Here is a 12,487-nt window from a genome sequence, read left to right as displayed (position 1 = left end):
AAAGAAAGGACGTGATATTCGCGGCACTTTCAATGGCGAAGCAAAAGTCCCGTGGGAGGCTTACCGGCGCTCCACTTCGATGACCTTCTGAAACGCTTTAATATGATCTTCTGCGACGTCCGACCAAGTCCTATTTCGCATCTCGTTATAGAGAGGAGTTTGAAGATCGAATAGCGCGCCCCTGTGATCTAATCCATATTCAATTTTGGAAGCTATGTCATCGATTGAATACGGATCGAATAACATTGTCGCGGCTAGCCTTCCCTGGATAACATCTGTCACTTGGGGAATTCGGCTCATCAAACTTGGAGTACCAACGGACATTCCTTCCGCGAAGGTAAAGGGAAATCCACCCTCATAGAGCGTAGGATTGACGGACAACCGAGCTTTTGCATAAAGAGCGGCGAGAACTTCATCACTGGCATTATATGCAGTAAGGATATCGCGAGTGAGCCGTTTCTTTTTTATGTACTCGAGAACTTCGGGTGCATGTTCCCAGTTGCCCGTCATGATTAACTTTATATACTTATGTCGCTTTCGGAGTACTATTTCAAAAGCTTTCACCAAGTTCATAATGTTTTTATTAGGCCGGAACTGGCTTGCATAGAAAATGAATTGAGTGTCAGAGAAATCAAAATTGCTGAGATATTGATCGCCAGACCACTTTGCATTTCTGTGACCGTGAATCAGATTAGTTGTAAACTTATTTCGCGCCATCTCATCATCAAGCGTACCTATGACAGTGATGAACTTCGATAGGTTAATCGGCGCATGAGGAATAACGTGAATGTTCTTTTGATCGACGTCAAACCGTTTGCTAAGCGCGCCATGACCAACCGCTTCACTGTACGAAGTGAAGTGCTTTCCGGCTTTGATAGCCTTACTTGCGCGCTTGAAGACCGCCACTGAACCAGCCAACTCCAGAGCAAAGGTGGTGGGAAATTCGCTAATCAGCATGTCCGGGAAAGCCTGAACCGTTGGAGCATTGATACTGCTGAACTCTGGCCAGAAAACGGTTGGTGAGAACCAGATGTCGATGTCCTTACGGGAATCCGCAATCGATATCATGTTCCTAGTTTCATTCTTAAATATCTGATCATAGATCGTAAATCGCAGAGGTGGCCGGTGCCTTAACGGCATGCGGGCTTTAATCATGCCGTAAAGCCTACCTCCATTCGAACGTAGACGCTTGAGCGCAGGTACGCGAGCGAAGATGAACGGCATTAACGTCAGCAATGCAATCGCAATGGCCGCCACATAAAGAGGAGCCAACAATACCCCAACGACGGCCAAAGCAGAAAGAGTTAGAAGGAACAAGAACGGGTTCCGCACTGATAAAGCGGTTGCCAGAGACACTTCTATTGAATGGATGGCTTGCCCGGCAGTTCGTTTAACAAAGCGCAATATCTTTGTCTTGAGCCCAATGCTCTCGTCTTTTTTCTTGCCCTTCTTCGAGAACTTATTCCTAAACGTAACCAAGGCAGGCACATGCTGAGGCGCCAGAATTGAGAGATGCGGCGTTCGAACATCAGAGAAAAGTTCTTCTACATCTTTCTTGAGCCACGAAGGACAAAGCAGAGCGACTTCAGTCCCATCATTCTTCAGAAGCCCCTTAGTCAGTTCACGCAAAAGCCGTCCTAACCCTTGGTTAGAAAGCTCTGAGTTAGGGTGGTAGGCGATAAAAATACCAATCTTCATTGTGATCTAACCAATATAAGTGTGGAGCTTTTCGAAGAAGAGCGGCGACATCTTCTCCCACCCGAAATCGAGAAGCGCCTGTTTATCTGGAAGATGCTGTTGATGAGTTTCCCAGTTCAATTCCATATTCTTCAACGCTTCGCCCAGTTCACGGTTATTGAAGGGATCAAAAAATTGAGCGTTGATACCGTAGCGACTCGAAAGGTAACGCATAGGTGGATAATCACTAGACAACGTGGGTGTGGAAGCGAAGGCAGCTTCAATAGCGCATAGAGTACCATTGTCCATAATAACATTATGCAACAGGAATTTCGCGCCCCTCATCTGGTGCACGTATTCTTCAGAGGAAACATTGCCTAGAAAATTTAGGCGGTCATACAAACTGGGGTTTTTTTCCAGATAGTCGCGGCAATCTTTGATGTATTTAGGTAGATCGTCGAATTCGCGTTCCGGATCGAATTTATCTGAACCTACGCCTGTTATATGGCAGTTGAACGAGCCTTTTAACTGTCCGAAATAACGATTGAGCGCTTCAAAAGTCATTTTATGGTTTTTGTGCGGAGCGGCATTTGTCGTCCAGATGAAGTAGTCCTGCTTTTGTACAGGTTCCTCGTTCTTTCGAAATTGATCCAATTCCGCTACATGTGGCACCAAGATCGCCTTCTTTGACGGAATGCCGACATAATTGATAACGTCGTTGATTGTGTGAGGCGTATTGGCCAGAACCGCAATGGCATTTCTCGCAGCCGAGAGATAGCTCATTTCAAAATCTGGCGAGACACTTTCTGGAAAGTAACGCTGAAGGTAGTCGTGCGTGAAAAGACAGTATGGGCGCAACGGCGCTATTGGATAGTAAAACCGATCAGACCCAACTAACCAGAAATCGCAGTCAAGGAAGTCGGTAGTGTTGTCTTTGGGCACGCTGAAGAGGCCGCCCGGAACTGGTATGTCATATCCGGTACAGGAGAAAACTTCTTGAAGCTGAAAATCAGAGATCGTCTTCCATTTGAAAGACCTGACTTCAATTCCGTGGGGTTTCAGATCAGCGAAATCACCATCACTATAAATCTCATCCTCAGGATGAGCAAACACAACACTGTAATTCTTGCCGGCCAGTTCGCTGCCCTTTTTGAGCATTTTGGCGAGCAACTTGACCATGTTAAGTGTTCCGCCTTTGTAAGGCTCTGGCAAGAACACAGCGATTTTCTTTGTCGCGCCGTCAGAAGTGCGAATAGGTTGTTTTGTGGTTCGTTCTATCGTCGGCTCGATGATTTGGAAATTCTGCCGCCAAATCGGTTCGCAAAACTCACGCGACATTTCATTAAGGAGCACGCCTTGAGTCTCCTTAATCCGCTCAACTAGACTTTGATCGCCATCGAGAATACGCTTTATCTTGCCTCTGGCTTCAGCTTCTGTTTTGCACCTGCCCGGAAGGTTTTGCCCCCCGAGCTTGTCAAGGAGACCTCCGGCCATAAACACGAGCGGCATTCCCCAACGAACCGCTTCGATAGGATGATAGTGGAGGTGACGCTCTTCTCGGCTGTGATAATACATGACGCGAGTCTCGCGCATCATGGCATCGTATTCTTCTCTCGAAAGGAAACCTTTAACATTCGGGTCTTCAACCGCGATAGGTTGCGCCCCGCCTATGATGTAAGGAAACCCACCGAATCCCTTCACAAAGTTCTTGTATATTTTATTGAAATACGGTGAGCTTCCGATACGAGGGCAAACGAACAACACCTTGGAATCCGTGCCAGTCCATTCGTTTCGAACGACCGCGTCGTCAATGCCCAACGGCAATGTTATGGCTCTATCTTTGTATATTCCGCTTTCGACATCTGCCAAATGATCGTACGCCTGACCAAACCAGAAATCCTTGCGACGTTCTTCCAGTTCGTGCATGAACGATGGCCCGAGTGTTGCGGCAGTGATGTTCGTATAACAATCACCCGCTGACAAGCCGAATGGCCGCATAATAATTGTATTGCGGAAATGTCTTACCAATCCCGCTAACTGATCTGGGAAAAAGCCAAAGAAAGCAATGTCGAAATATTTACTAGCTATCTCACCGATTTCAGGCGTCATTCCGCTATAGAAATCATGACGGTTCAACGCTTCTAGGTCATCTTTCGGAATAGAAATCTTTTCATCACGGCTATAATCGACAGAGGCGCTTAGATTACCTTCATCGTAAGGGAAAATTTTGGGGAGATATACCTCATAGCCAAGCGACTCTAGCAGAGGAACTTCAAATTTGCGCAGTGTGCTATGATTCATAAGCCACATAGCGCGCTTAGGATTGGACATGCCTACTCCATCACGATGCAGGTAAAATTCTCATTTTGGACGGTATGAGCGATGAAGGAATACAAATCAAGATTGTTCTGTCCCACTAAGAGCCGAACCGAAAATTAAGTTGAGCGATTTCAGGAGTTTATGATTCTCTGTGGCTTACCAAAACTACGGAGGATCACATGGCCTGGACTGAAACCGCCCGGCGAGACTATGCCAGACGTGGCTTGCGCTATGCAAGCGATTGTACCGACGATGAGTGGGCAGTTGTTGCGCCACTTTTGCAGCCGATGGGCAAAGTCGGCCGTCCGCGCGAGCCACCGTCGAAAACAAGCACCCCCAATATCGAGTCCGAGATTCGATGGATGACCAGGACGCCAACAAAAAATGTTCGCGCCACTAAAGATTCCAATCCCGATCTCCGCTGCCGTAAGGTACTCGCCGCTTGTGGCTGGGGGGACAAACCGATAATGCGAACCCGTAGGTCTCTTCAATCTGCGGAAAGTAAAGTGTCCATACCACAAACTTGAAAAAAGTGAGAACATCTATCTTCATAAACAGAGAAACAACAATAAACAGCATTTGCTTAAGAAATAGTGGCTGGGGCGCCTGGATTCGAACCAGGGAATGCCGGTACCAAAAACCGGTGCCTTACCGCTTGGCTACGCCCCAACAAATCAAACCGAAGCAATCGGTTGCGCGGCCTTATAGCCGCTTCATTTGACAAGCGCAATCGCCTAATCGCGAAATCCCCGTACATGCGCAAACTACCAGTTCGAGCACCACAATCACTCTATTGGCCTACTTCTTTCACCGGCAATGCAAGCGGGGATTTGCGCGGACGCGTAAAGCTGATAATCCCTTTGCTCAGCTTCATTTGCCGCCGGTATCCCTATGCTTTTTTTAGCAATCTCTCTTCTATTCAGTGCCGTCCTGTGCGTTCTGGGTCTCGTGATCCTTTCCCGTCTTCTGCCGGTGACCTTTCTGGCCGCGCGGATGAATTCGCGTTCGAACCACACAGTTGCGGCAAGACAGATTGGCGGACTTGCTCTGATACCAGCGACGCTAGCGACTTTGCTGATTTTCGGGGCCGATCTCGAAATCGGCTATAGGCTGCTGCTATGCCTCATCGGCGCGTCGACCTTGCTGTGGTTTGTCGGCGGGCTGGATGACCGTTATGAGCTGTCCGCAATTTTCCGGCTCGGTTCGCAGCTTCTGGCTGCCTGCGTCGTTCTTTACGGTCTGGGACCCGATTTTCGCCTTCTGGCGGATGTGCTCCCGCATTGGCTGGAAGCGGCATTGATCGTATTCTCACTTCTGATCGCCATCAATGTCACGAACTTCATGGACGGCCTTGATCTGATGACCGTCGCGGGGCTTGGGCTGCCGCTAACGGGTGTTGCGCTGCTGGCAGCGCTTGGCCTTGCAGGCATGGAAAGCGGCGGGCTTAGCGCCGCAACAGCGGGCGGGTTACTCGGCTTTGCATGTTTCAACCGGCCCCCTGCCCGCGTTTTCCTCGGCGATTCAGGTAGCCTGCCGCTCGGCCTCATCACCGGTACGGCTTTGCTTCTTCTGGCGCGCGAAACCCATATCGTCGTGGCGTTGATTTTGCCGCTTTATTATATTCTCGACGCGGGCTCGACCATTATCATGCGTCTCAGCCAAGGCGAGAATATCCTGAAGGCCCATTCGAAACATGCTTATCAGGTCGCCAAACGCGCAGGCTGGAGCGTCTTGAAGGTCGTCGGCCATGTAGCCCTGCTCAACCTTATCCTGATTGCCTGTGCCGTCGCGCTGCTGGCGCTTGACCATCTGATCACGCGCGTGGCCTTCGTGCTTGTTGCAGTCGTGGCCACGCTTGTGCTGCTTCTCGATTTTCGCGGACGCTTCAGGAAGCTATGACGCTGAAGAGTATCTTGCGAACGGCGTCCACATCGCCGCTCTCCATGGCCGCCTGAAGGCGCTGAAGGCTTTCAGGCACGTTAACGGCGGCCTTGTTGCCCTTCGGCGCGCGCATGATCTTCGGGTGCCGTGTGGATTGCGCCTGCGAAGGATCGTAGAAGAGCTCCTCATACATCTTCTCGCCTTCGCGGATGCCCGTCACTTCAATGGCTATATCGCCCGCAGGATTTTCCGCATTGCGCACGGTCAGACCGGCGAGCAGGATCATGTTTTCGGCCAGATCGCGGATTTTGACCGGCTCGCCCATTTCGAGCAGCACCGTGTCGCCGGATTCGGCAATTGCGCCTGACTGCACTATAAGCTCCGCCGCTTCCTTGATCGACATGAAATAACGCGTCATGTCCTCATGAGTTAGGGTGATCGGCCCGCCATTGGCGATCTGCTCGCGGAAAAGCGGCACAACAGAACCGTTCGATCCAAGCACATTGCCGAAACGTACCGAATAGAACGCCTTTTCCTTGCCAGCCTGTGCAGCCAGTAGTCCATAATAATAGACGACCAGTTCGGCCCAGCGCTTTGTCGCGCCCATAACATTCGTCGGGCGAACAGCCTTGTCCGAGGAGATCAGCACCATACGTTCGACATCGGTAGCAAGTGCTGCCTCCGCCACGTCCAGCGTGCCGAAGACGTTGTTGCCGATGCCGATCAGCGGGTTCTTTTCCACCAGCGGCACATGCTTGTAAGCCGCGCAGTGATAAACCGTATCGATGCGATTATCGCGCAGCGCTTGCTCGACGTAAGCGCGGTCACGAACAGAACCCAGCACCGGCACGATCTGGCAGGAAGCAAGCTGACGTAGCTGGCGTTCGATCTGGTAAAGTGCGAATTCGCTCGATTCAAAAAGCACCAGACATTCGGGATTCCACTGCACGATTGTCCGGCAAAGCTGGCTGCCGATGGAGCCGCCAGCGCCTGTGACCATGATGCGGCGACCTTCGACCACCTCGCGCAATAGTGCCGCATCCGGCGGCACCGGCGAACGACCGAGAAGATCGTCAATCTCGATATTGCGCAGCGCCGAAACCAGATATTTGCCCGCGCTCAGATCGGCAATCGGCGGCAAAATGCGCGTATTGACCGGAAGCCGGCCGAGCAGCCGTGCAAAATCCTGCCGCTGCTTCTGGTCCAGTGACGGTTCTGACACCAGCACCTGCTTAACGCCGTAATTTTCGATGAGCCCAGGGATTTCTTCGGCGCCGTAGACCCGCAGGCCAATAATATCCATCCCCTTGAGTTGCCCGTCCGGATCGACAAAGCCGACGACCATCGTATCGCTATGGCTGCGCAAAGCCGTTGCGAGCTGGCGCGCCGGTTCTCCAACGCCAACGATCAGCGCTGAACTGGTAAAAGTGCGACCCGTTTCGGCATTGCGCAGCAGCCACTTCGCGCCGAAGCGGCTGGCCGTGATCAGCACTGTGCTCAAAAGCCAATAGAGCAGCGGCACGGAGCGCGGCAGACCGGCATTGCCGTAAAGCTCCATCAGGAAAACGAGCGCCACCCAGAAAAGCGCCGCCACGGCAGTTGCCTGAAAGATCGGCCAGATAGCGCGTTCGGCCAGATAGCGGATGATGGCGCGATAAAGCCCGAACCGAATGAAGACCGGAACGGTCAGGATAGGCGCAATCATAATCAGAAAAAGCTGGGCCTTGCTGGGCGTAAAAACAAAACCCAGACGGATGACAAACGCCAGATACGCGCTCAGCAGAAGCAGAACGCAATCGCTCAGCATCAATATAATTTGCTTGGTAATTCGTGGCAAAAGCGCCAGCCTTTGCCAAGGAAATCTCAAACTCATACGCGTATTATCCTGCTCTCAAAACAGAGCGAAACAATTACCCACATTGTCGGCGGCAAAAATTCCTTACCCTAACCGACAATGAAGCCCCTCGCATTTCCGCAATCGTTAGCATGAGTCCGCAAAGCGAACCATCTTAATTGAGCCTGCATATAGCAAACGAACATGTTTCAGGCAGTTAAAACGCAGCTGCGGCATAAATGCGTCTGAAAAAGACAATCTGTCCGGAAAAATGCCAATTTTCCAGACAGATAGGCCAGGATTTTCCGTTCAGGATATTGCCACACCTGTTTTGACGCTGCGCCATGAGGTACCGTCAGAATAAGCGAGCTGCGCGCCGGCCAATGAATCCGTGACGTACACCATAGCGCCCGTGCCTTGATTCGATGTCTGGGGCAGGTTGATTTTGGAATAGGACGCCGGACGGATCGGCCCATCCACATCAAGGCGCGTCAAAGGCGTATTGGCTCCGATAGCAACATTGCCCGTTGCGCGGTCCACATACATGGCCTGACGCCATGTACCCAGATCATCGCTGACCTTGATGCTGAAATTGCAGCTGCCGTTCAGCCCCATTTCGGCATAGCCAGTCCAGCTGGTCTGAAACAGAAGGCTCGCGGTGTCGGTCGCGGCCTGCTTGTTGAGCTTGATCTGATGCCCCGCGCCCGCATTGTTGAACAGGCTCGCCGCCGACGAAACCGCAAAGCGATTGACCGTATCCGCCGTCGCCTGAATACCAAGCATCGAGACTGAAAGCGTATCCGGCACGCCGCCGCCTGTCGGATTCCATTGTGCGCCGTCGAAAACCAGTAGCTTTGCTTCCGCTTCAATATAGGCCTGCCAGCCAATGGCGGGTTGAATGAACAGCGATCCATCATCGATGAACTAGGCGATCATGCCATTCTTGCCCGACCAAGCACCGGTTGCGGGCGACACCACGATATAGCGCACGCCAGCAGAAGGCATCACCGGTGGAGCGGTGTGCTTACGCGACTTCACGCTCAGATTCACGACCGCATCCAGCAGCCGCAATGCTTCGTTATGCGTGACATGCTTCTGCGCCTGACTGGGCAGAATATAGGGCAATTTCAGATTGGGTGTTTCGTCCATGTTCGGCTCCTCGAGCGATGTTGCGAGGAGTCTAGTCTTGATGAACAGCGCGGGGATAAGTGGCGGTCAGCTACCGCGATAGGTCGAATAGGACCACGGACTGACGAGCAGAGGTACGTGATAATGCCCATCTACATCCGCCACGGCAAACCGGATCGGAATGAGATCGAGGAACGGCGGATTGGCCTGATCGGCCCCGCAACCTTCAAAATATTCGGCCACATGGAATTGCAGCTCGTAGATACCGACCTGCATGTCATCGCCGGTCAGCAGTGGAGCATCAGTGCGGCCGTCCAGATTGGTGACAACACGCTTGATCAGCTCCGGTGCGCCCTTGCTGATCCGATAAAGTTCGATGCGCATTGCCGCAGCCGGGCTGCCATGTGCTGTGTCGAGAACGTGCGTGGAAAGTCTACCCATATTACCTCGCTCTAAGGTTCAGGCTGGTTTGGCCGACTGGATGCGGAAAACGACATCCGGGAAGAAATATTCCTCCAGATTATCCTCCTTGCCAGCACGGTCGACGATGAGAAAATCCGATTTCTGCTCAAGCGCCAGAAGCGGATGATGCCAGACATTCTTGAGATAGTTGACGCCCTGATCGGGCTTGGCAAGAAAAACACGCGGACGCGCGGGCTTGCCGTCGGCATCTTCAGCTACGACGACGAGAAACGGACGCCGTTCCAGCGGGATGAAGGCCTGCGAGCCGAAAGGATGACGCTCCATCATGACGATATCGATGGGCGTTTCAAAAGACTGGCCGCGGAAAATATTGATCAGCACGCGCGCTTCCGCGCCATCTGCCTTGACCCGAGCCAGATCATGAAACCGTTCGGTGGAACCATTGTTGATGAGACGCATTTCCGCCCCTTCAACCTCGATGACATCACCGAAAGGCGCGAATGCCTGCTTGGTCAGCGGCTCTACCGCGAGCGTCTCAACCTTCAACTTTGCCTCCCCAAAAATCAGAACAGGAGGATGACAAAGCGTCGTCTGGCGTCACTTGTCAATCGCGAAGCAGTTTCAACGAGATATGAATAAAGGCCGGACGTCATCCGGCCTCCTTCGACCATGGGAATCGGTTTGACAATTTTGCGCGCGGAAGCGCGTGTCACTTCTTCTTGGAAAAGCCGTAGAGCGTTGAGAAGCCGAGGAGCGCAACTGCCTGCACCGCCATGATCATATAGATGAAATCGACCTTCACCCCGGCGGCAATCGCAAGAAGCGCCGTTGCGATCAAGCCAAACGAAATGAACGAGAATATTCGGGCCAATTGTTTGGTTTGACGAGATTCGGCGGCGAGCGATGCGGTAGCGACGCGTGACTTGGCTCTATGCGGCATATCCAACTCCTGAACGTGATGAATACGATTTCCGAATTTCGAACGCGCAACCGCCTGATGATGCTTGCCGTTGCAGTATCTGAATCAAAAAGCGATAGGCCGTAGCGAAAATGGTGATTTCGAGAACCGGAGCGGAATGTACTTTTGGGTACATGAGCACCGGAAGCGTAGAAATTGCCATTTGCAGCCCGACATGGCGACTTTTGGATCAGACACTCAGACAGTTAACGTTTGAAATCCCACTATATAAGTCCTATGCCGTTTCGACAATGACACCACAGATAAATTGGAAGTGACTTCCATGGCGCTCGTTTTCGACAGCAGTTTCTCTCCTGAATATGGGAAGCCGGTTGAGCTAAGTAAATGGATTGTCCGCCTGACGGCCAACAATCCGAGCGCTTTCACCTTTCATGGCACCAATAGCTATATCGTAGGCCAAGATACGCTGGCTGTCATCGATCCGGGGCCGGTCGATGACGCCCATTATAAAGCCTTGCTTGCCGCCATTGCGGGACGTCCTGTCAGCCATATTTTTGTCAGCCATACCCATCGCGATCACTCGCCGCTGGCCGAGCGCCTCAAAAACGAGCTTGGTGCGAAGACGGTTGCCGAAGGCCCACATCGGCCTGCACGCCCCTACCATGCGGGCGAGGTCAACGCGCTTGAAGCTAGCGCCGACACGGATTTCGCCCCCGACATCGTACTGGCCGATGGCGGTATAGTCGAAGGCGACGGCTGGGCCCTTGAAGGCCTCCACACACCGGGCCATGCCGCGAACCACATGGCATTCGGGCTGAAAGGCACAGATATCCTGTTTTCAGCCGATCATGTCATGGCCTGGGCGACCTCCATCGTTGCGCCGCCGGACGGCTCGATGAGCGATTATATGGCTTCGCTTGAAAAACTGCTGGCCCGCGACGATCATGTCTACCTGCCCGGCCATGGCGGCGCGGTGACCAAGCCCGCAGCCTTTGTGCGCGGCTTGCGCGCGCACCGCAAAATGCGCGAGCGCGCCATACTTGAGCGGATCATTCAGGGCGATCGCACGATCCGCGACATGGTACGAGCGATCTATCGTGATACCGATCCGCGCCTGCATGGCGCAGCAGCCCTTTCAGTGTTGGCGCATCTGGAAGATCTGGTCGGGCGCGGCGAGATCGTGACAGATGGCGACCCATCGCTCCACGGCATCTACCAGCCAGCTTAAGCCGCCCTATTCAACATCGGCAGGCGCCTTGTTCACTTCGCCTTCCAGGCTTCCAAGAAAATCGGTGATGAAGGCTGCGTTCTGCCCCATATCGCGCTTACCATAGCGTGAGAGCGAGCGGATATCGACATAGGTGGTTTCGCCTTCATCCAGCAGCCGGATGACGATATCGCTCTTGAGGCCGAGAATGAAACTATGCGCGGTCGCCACAAAGCGGGTGGTGCTTTCCTCCGGCGACGGCGCATCCTTGGCGATCACCTGCCAGCCGAAACTCTTCAGCACGGTCTGCACGCCCTGCGCCACGCGGTCGGGCGCTGCCTCATAGCGGCGGCCCAGCACATCGGGATAGGCGGTGAGCTGCGTCAGCGCATCGCCGCTGACTGTCGGCGTCAGCGGGTTCATCCATTGCAGGCGATGCGGCATGTTGGTCGGAAACTGCGGCGGTGTATCGAAATCGGTCGAGATATCATAGAGCGCTGGCGAGCTGATCCAGAGTACGCCAAGCAAGCCAAGCGGCACCAGCACGATGCAGGCAAACATGCAGCCCGTGAAAGATCGCGCCCCGCCCTTGTCGCCATTGACCCAGAGATTGCGAAAACCCTTGGCTGCGCAAAGCAGTGCCAGCAGGGCCAGAGCGCCGCTCAATCCGGCGGCCAGGACAAAATCAGGCGTCTCGAGCTTCCAGAAGCGATGCAGAAGAAAAGCTAATACCAGCAGCACGGCGGCAAAGACGCCAAACCGCAAGGCCCAGACCGCAGAACGCGACTGCCGCCGCTGATAGCGAAGTTTTCTCATTCCGATTCCTAGAAGCACATCCCGAAAAGTGCAAAGCGGTCTTCGGATCAGATGTGCGTGAAAAACAAAACGTCAGAATCCCACAACGGCCACAACATTCAGCCATGCTTATGAATAGCAGAGAGATTCGACCCCGGCAAAACATCCAGCTGTTCAGCCGTTCATATTCGTCTTTACTGGCCAAAAAGGCACACGCAATACGCGATCAGGGCACACTGAAAACGCATGAAGTGTAAGTCACTTCCGGATCATTATTGCCGCCTAACAGAAAAAAGCGAGGTAA

9 protein-coding genes, 1 tRNA gene and 1 pseudogene are annotated in these 12,487 nt (G+C 52.9%); 2 read left to right on the top strand and 9 right to left on the bottom strand.

Translation table 11 applies throughout. The features are described from left to right. Positions 1-60: 60 nt before the first annotated feature. From QBD01_RS04385 to QBD01_RS04375, 3 genes are all read right to left on the bottom strand, one after another. Complete coding sequence (locus QBD01_RS04385) at positions 61-1,698, bottom strand: glycosyltransferase (RefSeq protein ID WP_280991745.1); 1,638 nt, start codon at positions 1,696-1,698, stop codon at positions 61-63. 6 nt (positions 1,699-1,704) lie between these two features. Next, positions 1,705-4,008 (bottom strand): glycosyltransferase, encoded by a 2,304-nt coding sequence (locus QBD01_RS04380; RefSeq protein ID WP_280991744.1) that lies wholly within the window; start codon positions 4,006-4,008, stop codon positions 1,705-1,707. Positions 4,009-4,590: 582 nt separating this feature from the next. Further along, a tRNA-Gln gene (locus QBD01_RS04375) sits at positions 4,591-4,665 on the bottom strand. Between the two features lie 222 nt (positions 4,666-4,887). On the opposite strand from QBD01_RS04375, the gene QBD01_RS04370 reads away from it, so the two are divergent. Continuing rightward, entirely contained in the window at positions 4,888-5,895 is a 1,008-nt protein-coding gene (locus QBD01_RS04370) for a glycosyltransferase family 4 protein (RefSeq protein ID WP_280991743.1), read from the top strand. Here QBD01_RS04370 and QBD01_RS04365 read toward each other — a convergent pair. The 5 genes and pseudogenes from QBD01_RS04365 to QBD01_RS04345 form a co-directional block, all read right to left on the bottom strand. Beyond that, a complete protein-coding gene (locus QBD01_RS04365) occupies positions 5,882-7,750 on the bottom strand; it encodes a nucleoside-diphosphate sugar epimerase/dehydratase (protein WP_280991742.1) in 1,869 nt (622 codons plus the stop codon). The genes QBD01_RS04370 and QBD01_RS04365 overlap by 14 nt on opposite strands. 270 nt (positions 7,751-8,020) lie before the next feature. Then, positions 8,021-8,860: pseudogene (locus QBD01_RS04360) on the bottom strand (DUF2793 domain-containing protein). A 66-nt stretch (positions 8,861-8,926) separates the two neighbouring features. Next, complete coding sequence (gene uraH, locus QBD01_RS04355; protein WP_280991741.1) at positions 8,927-9,280, bottom strand: hydroxyisourate hydrolase; 354 nt, start codon at positions 9,278-9,280, stop codon at positions 8,927-8,929. An 18-nt stretch (positions 9,281-9,298) separates the two neighbouring features. After that, complete coding sequence (locus QBD01_RS04350) at positions 9,299-9,808, bottom strand: ureidoglycolate lyase (protein ID WP_280991740.1); 510 nt, start codon at positions 9,806-9,808, stop codon at positions 9,299-9,301. A 163-nt stretch (positions 9,809-9,971) separates the two neighbouring features. Further along, complete coding sequence (locus QBD01_RS04345; protein WP_280991739.1) at positions 9,972-10,202, bottom strand: hypothetical protein; 231 nt, start codon at positions 10,200-10,202, stop codon at positions 9,972-9,974. Positions 10,203-10,503: 301 nt separating this feature from the next. Here QBD01_RS04345 and QBD01_RS04340 point away from each other — a divergent pair, with 301 nt between their 5' ends. Beyond that, positions 10,504-11,409: an MBL fold metallo-hydrolase gene (locus QBD01_RS04340; RefSeq protein WP_280991738.1), complete on the top strand. Its 906-nt coding sequence runs from the start codon at positions 10,504-10,506 to the stop codon at positions 11,407-11,409. A 6-nt stretch (positions 11,410-11,415) separates the two neighbouring features. On the opposite strand, the gene QBD01_RS04335 is transcribed toward QBD01_RS04340, so the two are convergent. Beyond that, on the bottom strand, positions 11,416-12,204 hold the full coding sequence (locus tag QBD01_RS04335) for a DUF1499 domain-containing protein (RefSeq protein ID WP_280991737.1): 789 nt from the start codon (positions 12,202-12,204) through the stop codon (positions 11,416-11,418). Positions 12,205-12,487: the final 283 nt, after the last annotated feature.

Origin of the sequence: Ochrobactrum sp. 19YEA23, assembly GCF_029909865.1 — a bacterium.
GTDB classification, from domain to species: domain Bacteria; phylum Pseudomonadota; class Alphaproteobacteria; order Rhizobiales; family Rhizobiaceae; genus Brucella; species Brucella gambitense.
The sequence above is the reverse complement of the archived record's forward strand: the minus strand, read 5'-3'. Positions and strand labels throughout refer to the sequence as shown.